Source organism: Nocardia vinacea NBRC 16497 (assembly GCF_000308835.1).
Classification (GTDB): Bacteria; Actinomycetota; Actinomycetes; order Mycobacteriales; family Mycobacteriaceae; genus Nocardia; species Nocardia vinacea.
Genome location: NZ_BAGN01000408.1, coordinates 1 through 16,184, shown reverse-complemented (window position 1 = coordinate 16,184; position 16,184 = coordinate 1). Strand labels below are relative to the sequence as shown.

The 16,184-nt window shown below is 64.0% G+C and carries 18 protein-coding genes and 1 tRNA gene; 8 read left to right on the top strand and 11 right to left on the bottom strand.

What is annotated here, in order from left to right; genetic code table 11:
* Positions 1-28: 28 nt before the first annotated feature.
* On the top strand, positions 29-334 hold the full coding sequence (locus ON44_RS39025; protein WP_040699789.1) for a DUF2637 domain-containing protein: 306 nt from the start codon (positions 29-31) through the stop codon (positions 332-334).
* A gap of 53 nt (positions 335-387) precedes the next feature.
* Here the strand turns inward: ON44_RS39025 and ON44_RS39020 are convergent, their stop codons facing one another.
* A complete protein-coding gene (locus tag ON44_RS39020; protein ID WP_051183007.1) occupies positions 388-1,482 on the bottom strand; it encodes a serine/threonine-protein kinase in 1,095 nt (364 codons plus the stop codon).
* 391 nt (positions 1,483-1,873) lie between these two features.
* On the opposite strand from ON44_RS39020, the gene ON44_RS39015 reads away from it, so the two are divergent.
* Entirely contained in the window at positions 1,874-3,055 is a 1,182-nt protein-coding gene (locus ON44_RS39015) for a UDP-N-acetylglucosamine--N-acetylmuramyl-(pentapeptide) pyrophosphoryl-undecaprenol N-acetylglucosamine transferase (RefSeq protein WP_040699788.1), read from the top strand.
* On the opposite strand, the gene ON44_RS39010 is transcribed toward ON44_RS39015, so the two are convergent.
* From ON44_RS39010 to ON44_RS38990, 5 genes are all read right to left on the bottom strand, one after another.
* Entirely contained in the window at positions 3,052-4,197 is a 1,146-nt protein-coding gene (locus ON44_RS39010; protein ID WP_040699786.1) for a DegT/DnrJ/EryC1/StrS family aminotransferase, read from the bottom strand. The genes ON44_RS39015 and ON44_RS39010 overlap by 4 nt on opposite strands.
* Entirely contained in the window at positions 4,184-5,248 is a 1,065-nt protein-coding gene (locus ON44_RS39005; protein WP_063721704.1) for an ATP-grasp domain-containing protein, read from the bottom strand. Before ON44_RS39005 ends, ON44_RS39010 begins: the two co-directional genes overlap by 14 nt.
* Before the next feature lies 1 nt (position 5,249).
* Positions 5,250-6,260, bottom strand: coding sequence for a dTDP-glucose 4,6-dehydratase (locus ON44_RS39000; RefSeq protein ID WP_040699785.1), 1,011 nt, complete (start codon positions 6,258-6,260; stop codon positions 5,250-5,252).
* Between the two features lie 77 nt (positions 6,261-6,337).
* Positions 6,338-6,817 carry a hypothetical protein gene (locus ON44_RS38995; protein ID WP_157187528.1) on the bottom strand — a complete coding sequence of 160 codons (480 nt, stop codon included), beginning with the start codon at positions 6,815-6,817 and terminating at the stop codon, positions 6,338-6,340.
* A gap of 143 nt (positions 6,818-6,960) precedes the next feature.
* Positions 6,961-7,143 carry a hypothetical protein gene (locus ON44_RS38990; protein WP_157187527.1) on the bottom strand — a complete coding sequence of 61 codons (183 nt, stop codon included), beginning with the start codon at positions 7,141-7,143 and terminating at the stop codon, positions 6,961-6,963.
* A 240-nt stretch (positions 7,144-7,383) separates the two neighbouring features.
* On the opposite strand from ON44_RS38990, the gene ON44_RS38985 reads away from it, so the two are divergent.
* The 4 genes from ON44_RS38985 (at position 7,384) to ON44_RS38965 (ending at position 11,619) form a co-directional block, all read left to right on the top strand.
* Positions 7,384-8,679, top strand: coding sequence for a helix-turn-helix domain-containing protein (locus ON44_RS38985; RefSeq protein WP_051183006.1), 1,296 nt, complete (start codon positions 7,384-7,386; stop codon positions 8,677-8,679).
* Between the two features lie 5 nt (positions 8,680-8,684).
* The gene (locus tag ON44_RS38980; RefSeq protein WP_040699779.1) at positions 8,685-9,335 is read left to right on the top strand and encodes a 2'-5' RNA ligase family protein; all 651 of its coding nucleotides are present in this window, start codon (positions 8,685-8,687) and stop codon (positions 9,333-9,335) included.
* Between the two features lie 515 nt (positions 9,336-9,850).
* On the top strand, positions 9,851-10,036 hold the full coding sequence (locus tag ON44_RS38970) for a helix-turn-helix domain-containing protein (protein WP_040699816.1): 186 nt from the start codon (positions 9,851-9,853) through the stop codon (positions 10,034-10,036).
* Positions 10,037-10,365: 329 nt separating this feature from the next.
* On the top strand, positions 10,366-11,619 hold the full coding sequence (locus ON44_RS38965; RefSeq protein ID WP_040699776.1) for a site-specific integrase: 1,254 nt from the start codon (positions 10,366-10,368) through the stop codon (positions 11,617-11,619).
* A 98-nt stretch (positions 11,620-11,717) separates the two neighbouring features.
* Here ON44_RS38965 and ON44_RS38960 read toward each other — a convergent pair.
* Positions 11,718-11,791 (bottom strand) — tRNA-Pro (locus tag ON44_RS38960).
* A gap of 93 nt (positions 11,792-11,884) precedes the next feature.
* Complete coding sequence (locus ON44_RS38955; RefSeq protein WP_040699774.1) at positions 11,885-12,637, bottom strand: acyl-[acyl-carrier-protein] thioesterase; 753 nt, start codon at positions 12,635-12,637, stop codon at positions 11,885-11,887.
* A 265-nt stretch (positions 12,638-12,902) separates the two neighbouring features.
* On the opposite strand from ON44_RS38955, the gene ON44_RS38950 reads away from it, so the two are divergent.
* Positions 12,903-13,286 (top strand): hypothetical protein, encoded by a 384-nt coding sequence (locus ON44_RS38950; RefSeq protein ID WP_157187526.1) that lies wholly within the window; start codon positions 12,903-12,905, stop codon positions 13,284-13,286.
* Here ON44_RS38950 and ON44_RS38945 read toward each other — a convergent pair.
* The 3 genes from ON44_RS38945 to ON44_RS38935 form a co-directional block, all read right to left on the bottom strand.
* Positions 13,283-14,284 (bottom strand): LLM class flavin-dependent oxidoreductase, encoded by a 1,002-nt coding sequence (locus ON44_RS38945; protein ID WP_040699772.1) that lies wholly within the window; start codon positions 14,282-14,284, stop codon positions 13,283-13,285. The genes ON44_RS38950 and ON44_RS38945 overlap by 4 nt on opposite strands.
* Before the next feature lie 17 nt (positions 14,285-14,301).
* A complete protein-coding gene (locus tag ON44_RS38940) occupies positions 14,302-14,595 on the bottom strand; it encodes an ArsR/SmtB family transcription factor (protein ID WP_245567510.1) in 294 nt (97 codons plus the stop codon).
* Positions 14,596-14,683: 88 nt separating this feature from the next.
* Entirely contained in the window at positions 14,684-15,634 is a 951-nt protein-coding gene (locus tag ON44_RS38935) for an Lrp/AsnC family transcriptional regulator (RefSeq protein WP_040699769.1), read from the bottom strand.
* Positions 15,635-15,718: 84 nt separating this feature from the next.
* Between ON44_RS38935 and ON44_RS38930 the strand changes: the two genes are divergently transcribed.
* A partial coding sequence (locus tag ON44_RS38930; RefSeq protein ID WP_040699767.1) for an SDR family oxidoreductase occupies positions 15,719-16,184 on the top strand: 466 nt, incomplete at its 3' end.

Genomic DNA, 16,184 nt, shown 5'->3' with positions numbered 1-16,184 from the left:
CCCGCGGCATCCACTGATCGCGACCGCCATGCCCGCCCTCATCGGCACCGGCGTTTTCTGGTTGTCGTTCACCGCTCTGCGGTCACTCGCGATCACCGCCGGTGTGCTAATCGAGGCGGCATGGTTGTGGCCCCAGACCCTACAAGCGGCCCAGCCACGCAGTCGCACGGCCTGGATGCCCGCCGCCGGGACAGGGAAAAGGGAATGCGGCCGGGTCCAGCTGGAAACGCGGATCATCGAGATCTGTGTGGCGGCACGCACCAGTGAGGAGACCTACGCGCACCATCTCCGGCTCATCATGTCGCGAGTACGCAGCCAACGCCCAACGCACTAGTCTGCCGCCGGGCGGATCGGCGAGCTCGCGTGTCGATTGGAAGTGCGCGATCATCATCGCGGACAGGAATCGGAATGCGGGCCCAACGGGGGTGCTGTTGGGACTCCTGGGTTGTTCGCCGGTGTCGGACTCGTCGTCACGCAGGTAACCGAAGTCGGTTTTGCCGGTGGCGATTCCCGATGTGTGCGAGCACTGATCACCCACCAGGCAATGGCCGCTATGACCGCGAGGGCGACGATCCACCTCAATCCGGGCCGGTTGCGGGTTTGTGGTTGTGCGCTCGGATTGATTCGGGTGGTGGCCAGCCTGGATGGATCCGGAGTGGCTGTGGATGTGGGTGCCGGATCGAGCGCGGCGCGTGCCGCCGCGGCCAGGTCCCCGGCTGTGCGATAGCGGTCGTCCGGGTTCTTCGCCATTCCCCGCGCGATGACCGCGTCGAAGGTGGCTGGCACCGTTGCCGATGCGGACGGTCGTGGTGGTGGCGTGTTCAAGTGTGCGGTGATCTGCTGCTCGACGCTGTCACCGGGGAATGGTTGGGAGCCCGTCAAGCATTGGTACAGAACGCAAGTCAGGGAGTACACATCAGAGCGGGCGTCGCAGGCGCCGTGCTGGAGTCGTTCCGGTGCCGTGTAGGCGAAACTGCCGATTGCCGCACCGGTGGTGGTCAAGCTGGAGTCGCCGCTGCCGACGGCGATCCCGAAATCGATGAGGTACGCGAAATCGCCCGCGGTGACGAGGATGTTCGAAGGCTTCACGTCGCGGTGCACGAGCCCGGCCCGATGCGCTGCGTCCAGGGCCGAGCCGATCTGCCGGATGTATTCCACCGCAGTGTCGTTCGCTATCGGCCCGGCAGCGAGCAAGGCGGCGATATCCTGCCCCTCGACCAACCTCATATCCAAATACAGGCGCCCGTCGATCTCGCCGTAGTCGTGGATCGGGACGACGTGCGGTTCGCTCAACCTCGCCGCGGCGTGCGCTTCCCGCCGGAATCGCTCGCGATATTTCGGGTCGTGCGCCAGATGTTGCGACAGCACTTTGAGCGCTACCACGCGATCGGTCTCGGTGTCGAAGGCCCGATAGACCTGCCCCATCCCACCCGCACCGAGCAACCCGAGCAGCCGGCACCGCCCGAACGCAGTGCCATCCACGCTGTACGACTACCACACCCAAGCCCTGAGCTCTACCGAATCACACCTTCCACAACAACATTCGTAGCCATCGCCGAAAACAATCCGGATCCCGCCTACCTGCGAGAGTACAATCGCCACCATCGCCACGACCGCTACCGTGGCCCGTCAGAACGAACGGTCGACCGGCTCGGGCGCCGCCTCGTGACTCGGCGTCCATCCCCACCTCACGTATCCCACGCACGGGCGACCTCCATTACTACCGTATCGACGCGAGCGAACGCCGCACATGGCTGCATAGCAGAGTTGCTTTCCGAGCACGTTTAACACGGAATCCACGCAGACGCCTGACCGCCGATGGAGGCATTCGCCAACACGCAGTGTCAGATCGACTGCCATTAGGCTGCTGGGTATGGCAGACGCCCTCCCGTTCGGTCCACAGCAGGTTCTCCGTTTGATCGTCGCCGGTGGTGGCACCGGTGGTCACGTTTTCCCTGCTGTCACCACAATCCGGGCGCTGCGTTCTCAACTGACCGCCTCGGGCCGGGAGTTGGAGGTGTTATGGATCGGGCAGGCCGATGGCCTCGAATCCCGGGTCGCACAGGCCGAGGGCATCCCGTTCACGGCTGTGGCTACCGGCAAGATCCGACGGGACCGCAACCCACTGAAGATGGTCAACAGGGCCAATATCACTGACCTGGGCCGGGTTCCGGTTGGTGTCGCACAGGCGCGCGCGGCCGTGGCGAGATTTCGGCCGGATGTGGTGCTGGCTACTGGTGGCTATGTGGCTGTGCCAGTGGGGGTCGGGTCGTGGTTGTGTCGTCGACGGCTGGTCATTCACGAGCAGACTGTCCGTTTAGGCCTGGCCAACCGGCTGCTGGCACGTATCGCGACCCGCGTTGCGGTGTCCTCCGAATCGAGCTTGCCGCACCTGCCACGCTCAGCGCGCACAACCGCTGTCGTCACCGGCAACCCGGTGCGGTCGGAAATCCTCGAGGCAGGCAAGGCCGACAACGCAATCGAGGCGCTCGGGTTGCATGGGTTCGATCGATCCCTGCCGACGGTTTATGTCACCGGCGGCGCGCAAGGTTCAGCGCAGATCAACAATGTCGTACGAGAGATTCTGCCCTGGTTGTTGCTCCGCGCCAACGTGATTCACCAATGCGGCAGCGCAGCATTCGCAGACTTACAGCAGCACGCCGCCGCTCTCGCCCCTGAGCTGTCGCCCCGATATCTGGTCACAGAGTTCGTGGGACCGGAACTGCCGGATGTGCTGGCGCTGGCCGATATCGTGATCTCCCGCAGCGGTGCGGGCACGATCGCCGAACTTGCCGCGTTGGGTAAAGCCGCGGTGCTCGTGCCGTTGGCCTCCGCTGCGGGTAATGAGCAGGCCCACAACGCGCGTGCTCTCGATGAGGCTGGCGCGGCAGTCGCTCTGCTCGGCGAGGTGTCAGCGGAAACCCTTCGCGCGGTAGTGGATCCGCTGCTCGCCGAACCCGAACGCCGGACAGCCATCGCTGAGAAAGCCCGGCTGCGTGGCCGCCCCGAGGCGGCCGACCAGCTCGCGCAACTCGTGCTGTCCACAGCGGACTAAAGGTGTTGGCCTGGTGCCGATTCCGTGAGTGCCAGTGCCAGCATCGACACGACATGCGTCACGTCCTGCTCGGTCATTGCGGGGTGGAACGGCAGGCTCATGATTTGTCGCGCCGTGGTTTCAGTGACCGGCAATGGTCGAGACCATCGCGCGAACGCGGGCTGTAAGTGGTTGGGCGGGTAGTGCACTCCCACACCGATACCGCGGTCACGCAGGATCTCGAACCCGCGGTCGCGGCCGGTGATAACGCGCACGACGCAGTTGAACGGAACAGTGCGCTCCACATCGATATCGACCAGCGTGACCCGATCCAAACGCGCCAACTCCCGTGCATAGGCACGCCACAAATTCCGGCGTGCGATTTCGATGGCGTCGAAGTGCGCGAGTTGCACGCGACCGATCGCCGCGTGCACGGCGCTCAAGTGATAGCGCCACCCCGCAGTATCGACCTCGTAGGAGGTTGTCCGGATCCGAGCAGCCTGCGACTGGCTCACACCCAGGAGACGCAAGGTTCGGGCCCTGTCGGCCTCATCGGTATTGCGTGGAATCAACGCTCCACCTTCACCACAGGTCAGCGACTTGATCGGACCGAACGAGAAACAGGTGAGCGCCCCAGTCGCACCCACCCGTACCGGACCGAGGCGAGAGCCGAAGGCATGTGCGGCATCCTCGATGACTGCGATTCCTCGTCGATCCAGATTGTCTTGAATAGCAGTAAGATCCACGGCGCGGCCACCGTAGAGCACCGGCATCACCGCTCGCGTGCGCGGGTTGACGGCCCCCGATATTGCGGCGCTGTCCACGCACAGGGTGTCGGCGTCGATGTCGATGAAATGCGGTTCGGCACCGCTCATCAGGATCGCCTGGATCGTCGCGCAAAACGTCTGCGACGGCACGATCACCTCATGCCCGGAACCCACTCCGGCAAGGACTAGTGCCAGGTGAAGGGCGGCGGTGCACGAGGACACCGCCACCACGTCGGGTACGCCGAGGAACACAGCCAGCTCGGCCTCGAATGCCTCGGTCGCGGTGTTGTGGCCCCACTGCCCGATCCACAGCGCTTCGGCCACCGCAGCGTATTCCGGTCCGTGCAAGTAGGGCTTGGCGTTCCTGCCCACGGACCGGGGATCAAAAGTTGTCATCGGAAGGTCCTTCTGCAAGGAACTGGAACGGTTGAGGATGTGTCGTCCCAGAGCTGTGACGGACCGGGGCGAGGTCGCGAACGGTGAGTGTCTCAACGTATTTGGTCAGCAAAACGCCAGGCCTGTACCGAAGCCGGTCATGGTCGACTCGAAGTCCCCACAGCCCCGCCAAAGCCTGTTCGATCAGGTCCGCACCGGCGGCTTCAGCAAGCAGAAATCCGCCCGCGACGCGGGCGTTCATCTCGGTCATGACGACTCGTCGCCCCGGACTGTCGTCACGGAGAAAGCCCTGCACGCAACACAATCCAACCGCCCCAACCGCCGACAACGTCGCGGCGACAGCGTCGGCTACTTCCGGATCGTGAAAGGTGCTCGACACCATCGATAGCCCACCTTTGGTGAGCAAGCGGTACCGCAGGATCACCGACGCTTTCCCATTGCGGTCTACCAGGCAATCCGCGGTGAACTCACGGCCGTCGACGCGAGCTTGCACGATCGGTTCGGGCACCACCTCGCACAATATGAGGGCCTGCTGCCAGGTCCGGCAGAACACCACGTTCTGGGAGCCCTGCCCATGGCGCGGCTTGACGACCAGAGGGCAGTCGTCGGGAATGTCGGCGATCTGGTGGGGCAGCCAAGTGCGCGAAGTCGGGATTCCGTGCTCGGCCAGCATCGCAGCGAACTCCGCCTTGTCCAGACAAGCGTGGATCGCGCGCTGCGGCGGCAGCCACGTTCGCACACCCATCTCGGACAACCTCGCGCGCAGCGAAAGTAGTTGCGGGAGTTCGGACTCGACCGCCGACAACATCGCATGCGGCCGCAAGTCCCGACACAGCCTCAACAGATCGGCGTCGTAGCGGGGGTCGGTCGACGAGATCGACTGGCGGACGGTCAGACCTGGCAGCGACAGCCCGTTGGCGAGAGGGTCGGCGTCGGTGCCGATGACCTCGCAACCGAGTTGCAGCAGTCGTCTGGCCAGATCGAATCCCGGTTGACCACCGATCCCGGTGACGAGCACGCGACGCGGCATGCGCGACCCATCTGAGTTCATGTCACTCCCCCGAGGGTGGGTCGAGTTTGATCGCCGCCACAGCAGCTGCCGGGTTCCGCAGTTGCGGTGCCCAGCGGTCGGGGTGATCGCGGTACCAACAGACGGTCTCGGCGAGCCCGTCCTCGAATGGCTGCACCGGCTGATAACCCAAGCCCGCGATCTTGTCCCAGGTCATGGAGTAGCGGCGGTCATTGGACGGCCGGTCATCCACATATCGCACCTGCCCCCAGTCGGTACCGACCTGTTTGAGGATCAGGCCGGTGAGCTGTTTGTTCGTCAGGTCGGTGCCGCCGCCGATGTTGTAGACCTCCCCTGGCGCCCCGTACCGCAACACCAATTCCAGACCTTGGCAGTTGTCCTCCACCCACAGCCAGTTACGGACGTGGCCACCGTCGCCGTGCAGGGTGACCTGCTCGCCCTTGAGCAGGGCGGTGATGAACGCAGGAATGATCTTCTCCGGATGCTGTGCCGGGCCGAAGTTGTTGCTGCTGCGCGTAATACACACGGGAACGCCGTATGTTCGCCAGTACGACAACGCCACCAGATCCGACGCCGCTTTCGACGAGGCGTACGGAACCGTAGGACGCAGTGGGAAGTCCTCCGACGCTGACTCCGAGAGCAACGGCCCATAGACCTCGTCGGTGGAGACATGCACGAACTTGCGGATATCCCAGCGCCTAGCAGCGTCGAGCAAGATGTGGGTTCCCAACACGTTCGTGCTCAGGAAATGGCCGCCTTGCAAGAAGGAGCGGTCGACATGGGACTCGGCCGCCAAATGCACGATGGTCGTGTGCGCGGCGACGAGATCGTCGACGAGGCGCGCATCAAGAATGTTGCCGACCACGAGGTTCAGCCGATCCGACAGCATCGCCACGCCAAGATTGCTGCGGTGACCGGCGTAGGTGAGTGCGTCGAGGACCGTCACCCGAGTCGTGTCATCCGAGGCCAATAGCCGTTTGACGAAGTGCGAGCCGATGAATCCTGCACCGCCGGTGACAAGCACGTTTGTCATACCTAGCTCTCATTCGGGAGTTGATGTCTATCAATGGATTCAATGAGTTGGAGATGACCCCGCCAGCTGTGGCGACATCACGGCAGTGGGGGCTGACCGTGGACAACTTCGGTGACGAGGTCCGACCACTTGGTTGCGTAGAAACTCAGCTCTGACCAGGCGCGGAGCACGGCTGGATCGGATCCACGTACAGCGTGCTCGAGAACGTCGAGGGCATGGACGTAGGCCGCGGCGAGCGAATCGGCCGCATCACCAAGCGTTGTCGTGGTTCGAGGACGTATGTGGCTTCGGACCCAGTGGTCTATGGCTGCGATGAGCGCGATACGACAGCCGTCAATTTCGTTGGCACGCTCCGGATATCGGAGATACATGTGATGCTGCTCAGCGAGACGTCGAGCGCATTCGGTGACTGGATGGCCTGTCGGCTCGTCGCCTGTCCAATGGTTGCTCGGCATATTGCCGATCTGTTGATGCATGGCGGCCCGGAGCTCGTGCCAATCAGGAACGGACGGGCGTGCGAGCACTCCTTCGATCAGCAGAAAACCGGTGATCATCACGACTCCTGGTCCTCGGCGTCGAGCCTGCGTTGGATATCGAACACGCTGGGGCCGCGTCTTTCGGGCCGAAGGACGATCGCGGCCCCAACGATGAACCCGCCGGCGATGCCCCCTACGGCTATCCACAGAAACACCGCCATGGCTCAGCCGATGACGTGCGAGAGTCGAGCGAGTGCCGCGAGGAACGGACCGCATCTCGGTCCATGCCCAGCGTGGGTGGTGAGGATGAACTGGGCCTGCTCGCGGTCGATGTCCTCGATCAGCGGCGCGTCGCAGTTACGAAAGCGCGCGACCCACAAGTCCCGGGTATCCGGTTGCGTCGACATGGTCTCTCCCCTAGTGGCGTTGATTGCGCCCAGATGCCGGACGACCAAACGGCGGCCCCATCGTTCCGTCGGTGGACGTCTATGCATCCGGATGGGGAAATTGCCTGCGATCTGGCATCGGGTCTTGGAATGAGCCTGCGCGCAACGAATCGGTCCATAACAGTGCGGAACCAGCGCGGGAAGGGTTAAGAGCGGGTAATTTGCTGTTCGGCACTGGTCGCAGGCAGGGGAGCGAACCGTATGGTGGACATCGAGTGGGCGCCCGCAGAGGTTCGCGCGCTGCGCGAAGCGATGCGACGCAGCCCACTCGAATTCGCGCGCATCGTCGGCGTCACGAAGCGAACTCTCAGCCTCTGGGAGTCCGGGCAGACGTCGAACATGCACGAGTCGAGCAAGCGACTGCTGTACCAGGTCTTGGAGGATGCCACCGACGATGCGAAGCAACGGTTCTGGACCACGGTCGCAAACAATTCGCGTACAGGGACTGTCCCTCGTCCAAGCGACGGTGATCTTCTGCTCGCGACGGCCGACGAATCCGCGTCACTGCTGGCATGGGCGGAAACGACCAACGTGGGCCCGCTGACGATCAAGGACCTCCGCGACAACCTGCGCTGGGTGACCCGCGAGTACCTGAAATCGCCTACGCTGCCACTGTTTCAGCGCGTGGTCCGGACCCGAGATCGGGCGATCGAGTTGCTGCAGGGTCGGCAACGCCCGCAGCAGAGCGCCGAACTGTACGCAATAGCCGGATGGTCCATGACGATCCTCGGCTGGATCACGACAGACCTCGGAAACGCCGACATCGCCGAGCGACATCTGCGTACCGCGTGGGCTCTTGCCGAGAACACCGAGGACAACGAATTACGGGCCTGGATCCGCGCTGCACAGAACACCGCAGCGGCCTGGCGAGGCGAGTACGACGATGCAGCTGACGCCGCCACAGACGGACTCACCTACGCCACCACCGGCACAGCGGCGCTCATCCTGGCCAGCGCCAGAGCTATCGACCTAGCCCATCTCGGCCGCGCGCGGGAGTCCGCCGCAGCGACTCAGGAAGCTCTCGATATCGCAGCCCGGCTGACCGACGAACCACAGCGTGACCAATTCACGGGACCGTTCTCATGCTCCATCGAACGCGCCGGTGGATACTGGGCCGACACCGCGCTCGTCAACGGCGACCCAGCCAAATCGATCGAGTTTGCCACCACGGCCCTCGACCAGTTCCGCAGCGCCGCACCACCGTTGCGTAACCTCGGCTCCGAACGCATGGTCCGCTGCCAGCGGATCAAGGGATACATCGCGCTCGGCGACCTCGACGTCGCTGGCGCCGAGCTCGCCGGTGTTGCGGCCACAACACCAGCCGAACATCGGGTCGGGCCTCTGATGCAACGGGTCGACGAAATCGCGCAACTGGCACGCGATACGGCCGGGCGGACGAGCCATGTCTCCGAAATCGTGGATGCCGCAACAGCATTCCGGCAACTCGCAGACCTCGGGAACCTGCCGGCGCTCGCAGCGGGTACGAACGGAGACTAACTCTGATGGCGCAGGACTCAACGTGGGATCACTGGTGGTGGCGTCCCGGCTGGAGGTTGGGCCGGTCGTTCTACACCTGGCACGTGACCTTCGCCGAAAACTCCCCCGTCGCACGCCTCGTCGACCTGTTCGCGCCGACGCTGGCGCAGATCCCCACCATGGACGCCGTTAGCAGAGAAGGACTGCACGTCACGATTCAGGGCATCGGATTCACCGATGAGGTAGCGGCCGGGGACGTCGAGCGAATCGCTGATGCGGCTTCCGAGCATCTTTCCCGGCGTGAACCATTCGACGCTTCGATCGGACCTCCCACCGTGGACGAGGAGACCATCGGGATGCCGATCGCGAATCCTGAAGGGTTCCAGTGGGTTCGAAACGACCTACAACAAGCCATCGCCGACGTATGGGGTCTGGACAATGTGCCCGAGCGCGACGACCGATTCCAGCCCCACCTCACCCTCGCCTACTCCACCGGAGCGGCGTCGATGACCAGCCTCCGCGACATACTCACGCGAAATCAGTTGAGCCACACCGAGGTTGTCGAACACGTCACGGCGGTATCGCTCATCGAGCTGAACCGGGACAACCACCGATACGAATGGCGCGAGATCGCCAAGGTGCCGCTGGGCACACCCAGATCTCTCGAAGTCCACTAGCGGGTCGTCGACCTCGGGCGGATGTGACCGGCTGTCCCCGATGCGCAAAAGCCCGAAGCGGTCACGAAGCCCAACTCTGCGGATTCGTCGCATGAAGGCGCCCACCGACACAAGATCGGTGGCGAAAATGTGGGATTTGGGGTTTCATGGAGTTAGGGGAATGAATCGCGGACGGGTCGGAAGTGAGTAACCCATGTATCCGCACCCCATTAGCCCCTCCAGCGCAGCCCAGCCACCAAGCACCACAGCGCTGTCCATATTCGGGGCAAGGGATTCCACGCGAGGGCATAGCGCTGCCGGTTGGCCCCGTCGACCGCTCGGCATCACTTCGATCATTTGCCATGTACTGCCACTCGGTTTCGTCGCTGCGCACCGACTCCGGGTGGAGTCTTTCGGTCCTCTGCGCCGACGAAAAGCGAATCAGCCCGTAGCACACTCCTGTCCAGCCCACCGCGTCCACGGCAACGAACACATCAGCAGCCAGCGCGGCGCGGCGGTTTCACATGGAGACCGTCATGAGCGGTGAAGTGGTCTGGCTCAGCACCGACGATGTCGCCGAACGGCTGAAGATTCCGAAGAAGACCCTTGCCGCCTGGGCGAGCGCTGGACGCGGTCCTCGATACGCACGAATGGGACGGTACCGGCGCTATCGACTGAGCGATCTGCTCGCCTGGGAGCAAGAGCAACTGGACAAGACGTGACCGGCTGCCGTGTTGCTGCGCCCCCGCGCAAGGCAGTCCTCGCCCGAATGTCCGTTGTCGCTGATGGAGTCACCACGGAATCCGTGCAACCGGCTGAGCGACGCTGTGTCATAGCTATCGCTCAGCAAACTTTCGGGTCTTGAAACCGAGTTTCCGATCTTCGAGACTCGTCGGCGCTGGACATCGCTATCCACCTCGGCCGATCGGTCGGTCCGATGATTCCCCCTCACTCACTCCACCGAGCAGCTGCCGGGCCACCTAGGTCCACGACTCGGCACAGCGCAGCACGCAGCAATCCATACACCGAGTACCGAACGGAGAAAGCGCAATTGGGCGGCAGACTCCCCAAACCAATTGGAACCTTCGGCACACCGACGAAGCCGAAGAAGCAGAAGAACGGACGCTGGCGCGCCACCGTTCGCTTCTATGGGGCAGCGGGAAGTACCCAGCTCGAACGGATCGGTGTGACCGCCGACGACGCACGCAACAGGCTCGCCGAAGCCATGCGCGACCACCGGGAACAACTGGGATCTCGGCGCATCACCCGCACCACCAAGCTGATCGATCTGGCCGCCGAACTACTCGTCGAACTGGAAAGTGATGACGACTACACCGAGGGAAATATCGAGGACTACCGCCGCGAGATCTACGTGTCGAAGGACAAACGTGCCGACCCGAAGACGATCAAGATCGAGAACTCCCTGGGCAACCTCCAAGTCTGGCAAGCGACCGCCGGAGAATTGGACCGGCACCTCAAACGGCTGGTGAGCCTGGGGCTGCGCCGCAAAGCCAAGCAGCACAAGATCGTCCTGCGCGCCATGATGCAGATCGCCGTCCGCCACGGTGCCGTCGAGACGAACCCGATCGACGGCGTCGGCGCATTCACCAGGCGCAAGAAGCAAGCCCGCGGCAAGGTCCAAGACCAGCACGCGCTGCCGGCCTTCCGCGCCCAGGTCCGCGCATGGGCTCGCGGTGAGGCGATTCCCGGGACTCCGGCCTACACGACCGGACCAGCGCGGGACTGGGCAGTGGTATGGGTGATCGACGTGATCACCGGAACCGGCATGCGCCCGCACGAGGTGTTCGCGCTGCTCCTCGACGATATCGATCTCGAGGCCGAAGACCCGTACCTGGACATCACCGGAACCCTGGTCGAGCAGAAGGGCAAAGGCACCGGCGGATGGGTCCGCAAGCCCGCTCCGAAGACCGAAAACGGATGGCGCCGAATCCTGTTGCCCCCACACACCATCGAAGCCATCCGCGAAGCCATCGACTACCTGAAGATATCCGGGCAGCCGAACCCGATGGGATTGCTGTTCCCGTCCCGGGTCGGGACACTGCGCAATCCGAACAACTTCGGCCGGACCTGGCGCGCTGCCCGCGGCGAAACCTACGCATGGATCACTCCGCGAACCTTCCGCAAGGGCGCCGCCACCGCCGTCGACCACGAATACGACGACCCGGAGCGCGCCGCCCGCCAGTTGGGAAACACCACGGCGGTGGCCAAGGGCCACTACATCGACATCCCGGAGACGGTGCCGGACAATCGGGACGTCCTCGAGCGGTGGGCGCGGGGCGAATAGGCCCGAAAGTGTGAGATTAATGTGTGATCGGGTCAAATCCCTGCCTGAACCGGACAAGAGAAAACCCCTTCCGACCCAGGTCAGAAGGGGTTTTACTGTCGGGCTGACAGGATTTGAACCTGCGACCACCTGACCCCCAGTCAGGTGCGCTACCAAGCTGCGCCACAGCCCGTTGCGCCTGGTGTTCGGGCGCTCGGAAAGATTACCTCAGGGGGCGCCCAGACGCCGAATCGCCTGGTTACCGGTGTGGCGGGTGGGGTCGGAGTCAGCGGGGGGTGATGCGGGCGGCGGCTCGGGGGTCGTCGGCTACGGCGAACCAGGCGTCGAGGGTGCTGCCGGCGCGGCGGCCGATTACGCGGACCTGCTCGCCTGCTGTCAGCGGTTTGGTGTATTCGATGACGGCGCGGTGGGGGCCCGAGGTGAGGTCGGTGTGGGTGGCGAGGAGTTCTTCCAAGGCGCTGAGGTAGACCGCGTTGTTGACGTGGTCGAGCCAGTCGATATCGGCGACGCGCAAGGGGAAGGGCAACTCCTGGACGTCGGGGCCGGTGGGTAGTGGGTCGGTGAGTGCGGCTTTCCAGCGCAGGCGGTGTTCGGTGGTGCTGGCGAGCATGGGTGCCATGAAGCGGTCGCTCATGCGGGCGGGGACGCCGGATTCGGTGCCGAAATGGATGAGGAATCCTTCGGTTTCGACCAGACCGCCATTGCTGCCGCAGATCTGCACGCGCATATTGCACCAGCGGTTCGACAGGGCCGAACACCAGCGGCGCAAGGTGACGTGCTCGCTGAATTCGATGGGCTTGAGGACGTCGATGACCGTGCGGCGGACCACCCAGCCGCGGTGGATGTCACCGTCCTCGACGGCTTCGAGGTGTTCGAAGCCGATGTCCTGCAGGTAGCGGGCGATTGCGTCGAGGCGCAGACGTTGGTCTCGGTCGGTATCGGCGAGGCGCACCGGCCAGCCGGTTTCGAACGAGGATCCGACGGTAGGGCGTTCCGGCAGCACGCTGGGAATGACCATACACGGGATAATGCCAGGTACCGCCCCTTCGGCCGCACCTTGACCCGCTCAGCGTGTCGAAGTGCTCCCGCCCGTGGCGATAGGTATTCGCACTCGGTTAAATAACGTTGAAGCTATGAGTCCCCCGGCCACGCCGTGGTCGAACCAGCCCAAGGCCCTGCCCAGTAAGGAGCACAGCGGCGACACGGAGCTGGTCCTCGATCCGGTGATACTCACCCCCATCGTAATTCCGCCGAAGCGACGGTTGAACCCCCACGACTTGGGCATGCTCATCGGAACCTCCTTCGCGGTCCTGCTGATCTTGGTGGTCTATCTCTTTTTCGCCGGCGGATCCGGGGGTTTCGTGGGCCGGGATTCGGCACCGGCCGGCGAGGCGGCGCAAACCAGCGCTGCCGGCGTGCCGGCGAACGGGGGCAATCGCGGGCTGACCATCGGACAGGTCACTGCCAATGACGGCAAAACGCTGATGGTGCAGGGGGTAACGGGCGCCACGACGAACGTTCGTGTCACCTCTGGCACCCGAATATTGGTCCTCACCGGCAGTAGCCTGTCGGATGTGACGGTCGGCGCCGCGGTCGTAATCTACGGCGATAAGGGAGCCGACGGCTCTATCACCGCGAACCTGATCGTCGGCGGCTCGCTGAGTTAGGACGCTACCGGCTCGGTAATGAGGCCGCCGGTGAGTTCGACGGACCGGAGTCGGTCATCGATTTCGGTGGCGTGGTGGGCGACGATGAGTTCGTCCGCATCGATGGAGCCCGCGAAATCCGCCAGGTACGAACGGACTTCGGCGGGTGTGCCAACCGCGGTGTATCGGGTCATCGCGCTGAGCTGGCTGCCGTTCGGCGAGGCGAGGAACGCATCGATCTCCTCGTCGGTGAAGTCCGCGCCCGCCGCGCCACGCCGAATCATGGCTCGAGCGCGAGCACGGTAGGAGATCGTCTTCTGCGCTACCGCCGCATCGTGGTCTTCGGCCGCGAACACATTGACACCGGCCATCACATACGGCTCGGCGAGTTGCTCCGACGGCCGGAAATTGTCGCGGTAGACAGCGACCGCCTGATGCAGCGCGTCCGGCGCGAAGTGGGATGCGAAAGCATACGGCAGGCCGAGCTGAGCGGCGAGCTGCGCACCGAATAGTGACGACCCCAGAATATAAAGCGGCACAATGCCTTCCGCTCGCGGCACGGCTTGCACGCCGGGCACCCGTGAGTTGCCCGATAGATAGCCCTGCAGCTCCAGCACATCCTGTGGAAAGGAGTCCGCCGAGGAAGGATTGCGGCGCAGCGCGAACATGGTCTTCTGGTCACTGCCGGGCGCGCGGCCGAGTCCGAGGTCGATCCGCCCGGGGAACAGCGTCTCCAGGGTGCCGAACTGCTCCGCGATCACCAGCGGCGAGTGATTGGGCAGCATGATGCCGCCCGCACCGAGTCGAATGGTCTCGGTCTGTGCCGCGACGTGACCGATGAGCACACTGGTGGCGCTGGACGCGATCGAGCGCATGTTGTGGTGTTCGGCGTACCAGACGCGGCGGTAGCCGCTGCGTTCGGCGGCCCTGGCCAGCGCGACGCTGTTTTCGAAGCTGTCGCGTGCGGTGCTACCGGGCGCGACCGATGCCAAGTCGAGGATCGACAGTGCGGTGGGCATAAAACTTCCTTCGTAGCTCAGAGAACGCGGTTGAGTTCTTCGGTGAAGGCCCGGATACGGGCTTCGTCGCGGCGGTAGTAGGTCCACTGGCCGCGTCGGGTGGCACTGAGGAATCCGGCGCGCTGCAGGATCGCGAGGTGTGCCGAAATGGTCGAGGCCGAGGTCCCCGCCTTCTGCTGGATGAGACCGACGCACACCCCTAACTCGGCGGTGTCATTGCCCCGCACCGGGAAGTTCGCGTCCGGATCCTTGAGCCACGCCAGGATGCGCAAGCGGGTCTCGTTCGCCAATGCCTTGCACTCGTCGAGCACCTCCACCTCCCTTCGATATTTCGCTAATTAACGAACTTACGCCGGATGCGGCGACTAGGCACCGTGACGCAGAGCACGTCGCCGGATGTCAGAGGAGTAGGGCGCCCGCGCGTTTGACGGTACGTATGACCGGGGCGGTTTCAAGCGTGGCGATGCCGGGGAGTTCCGCGATCCGCTCGGTGAGGTAGCGACCGAGGTCGTGAGGATCACGGCAGTTGACGGCCGCGACCAGATTGGTAGCGCCGGTGGTGACAGCGGCGAAAGCGACTTCGGGGTGGCGCGCCAGTGCCTCGCCGACTGCGACGGTAGCGGCCGGCTGCGTGGCGATCCACAGTCGCGCCTCCGTGCCGAATCCCAGTGCAGTGGAAGGTATGTCGAGCTGGAATTGCAGGATTCCATTGCGGCGCATGGCATCCATCCGGCGGCGAACCTTGGTTTCGGACCACTGGGTGGCGGTGGTGAGGTCGGAATAGGAGGTGCGGCCGTCGTCGTTGAGGGCGCGCAGCAGGGATTTATCGCCTTCGTCGAGATGGAAGGGCCTATCGTCGGGGTCGACAGGGGCGGGCCGGAGATGGTCGACCTGGTCGGCTGTCAGCGCGGTCACGCCTTGCCAACCGTCGGGCAGTACGAATCCGCGTAGCAGCAGGTGAGCGGACATGGCGACAATACGGCTGGTGCGTGGAAGTTTGTGCAGCAGTAGAGCTTCCTGCTCTTCGATACTGCGGGTCTGCACCGTACAGGAAACCTCGGTGCCAGCGGAGAGGAGATATACGAAAGACGTATCGTCGCGTGCCGCAAGGGCTTTCGCGACGGAACCGGCGGCGTCGGGAGTGCAGCGCAACCGGATCGTCCATTGGACGTAACCGAGCCGCTGACCGTTCACCAGTCCGATCACCCTGAGCCCATGCGTATTTCGCAGCTGACGATACCGACGTGCCACGGTGTTCTCGGAGACGTCGAGGACTTCGGCGATGGTTCGAAAAGGTGCCCTGCCATCGATCTGCAGCGCATGAATGATCGCCCTCTCGACGGCATCCATCAATATCCCTCCGAATCTGATGGTTTCCAGCGATATCAGACCTTATTCTGGTTGATTTCGCTCCTTTGGCGCCAGGATCGAGGCATGAACATCCTCGTCCTCGCCGCTACCGGAAACGTCGGCAGCCAGCTCGTCCCCCAACTGCGCGACGCCGGTCACACTGTGCGCGCGGGCACCCGGAACCCAGCGGCCACCGATTTCCCGCCCGATGTGCAGGTCGTGCGCGTCGAACTGTCCGAACCCGAAACGCTCCTCGCCTGCCTCGACGACATCGACGCGGTCTTCCTGCTGTGGCCACTGCACACCGGCGCACAACTGCCCAAGGCACTCGACCTCATCACCGAGCGCGCCCGGCGCATCGTATTCCTCGGCACCGGCGGCATCCCGGATCTCAGCTTCGAGGATCAGGAAAAGCTGGTGCACGGCTGCGGAATCGAATCGGTGCTGCTGCGCCCGAGCACCTTCGCCGTCAATACGCTCTGGTGGGCCGATGAGATCCGAACCGGCGATATCGTGCACGGCAGCCACGGCAACCTGCCGATGAACCTGA

What these genes read in the sequence shown, in the direction of transcription:
- ON44_RS39025 (WP_040699789.1), top strand. Translation starts at nt 29, where the DNA reads ATGCCCGCCCTCATCGGCACCGGCGTTTTCTGGTTGTCGTTCACCGCT.
- ON44_RS39015 (WP_040699788.1), top strand. Translation starts at nt 1,874, where the DNA reads ATGGCAGACGCCCTCCCGTTCGGTCCACAGCAGGTTCTCCGTTTGATC.
- ON44_RS39010 (WP_040699786.1), bottom strand. Translation starts at nt 4,197, where the DNA reads ATGACAACTTTTGATCCCCGGTCCGTGGGCAGGAACGCCAAGCCCTAC.
- ON44_RS39005 (WP_063721704.1), bottom strand. Translation starts at nt 5,248, where the DNA reads ATGAACTCAGATGGGTCGCGCATGCCGCGTCGCGTGCTCGTCACCGGG.
- ON44_RS39000 (WP_040699785.1), bottom strand. Translation starts at nt 6,260, where the DNA reads ATGACAAACGTGCTTGTCACCGGCGGTGCAGGATTCATCGGCTCGCAC.
- ON44_RS38990 (WP_157187527.1), bottom strand. Translation starts at nt 7,143, where the DNA reads ATGTCGACGCAACCGGATACCCGGGACTTGTGGGTCGCGCGCTTTCGT.
- ON44_RS38985 (WP_051183006.1), top strand. Translation starts at nt 7,384, where the DNA reads ATGGTGGACATCGAGTGGGCGCCCGCAGAGGTTCGCGCGCTGCGCGAA.
- ON44_RS38980 (WP_040699779.1), top strand. Translation starts at nt 8,685, where the DNA reads ATGGCGCAGGACTCAACGTGGGATCACTGGTGGTGGCGTCCCGGCTGG.
- ON44_RS38970 (WP_040699816.1), top strand. Translation starts at nt 9,851, where the DNA reads ATGAGCGGTGAAGTGGTCTGGCTCAGCACCGACGATGTCGCCGAACGG.
- ON44_RS38955 (WP_040699774.1), bottom strand. Translation starts at nt 12,637, where the DNA reads ATGGTCATTCCCAGCGTGCTGCCGGAACGCCCTACCGTCGGATCCTCG.
- ON44_RS38950 (WP_157187526.1), top strand. Translation starts at nt 12,903, where the DNA reads ATGCTCATCGGAACCTCCTTCGCGGTCCTGCTGATCTTGGTGGTCTAT.
- ON44_RS38945 (WP_040699772.1), bottom strand. Translation starts at nt 14,284, where the DNA reads ATGCCCACCGCACTGTCGATCCTCGACTTGGCATCGGTCGCGCCCGGT.
- ON44_RS38935 (WP_040699769.1), bottom strand. Translation starts at nt 15,634, where the DNA reads ATGGATGCCGTCGAGAGGGCGATCATTCATGCGCTGCAGATCGATGGC.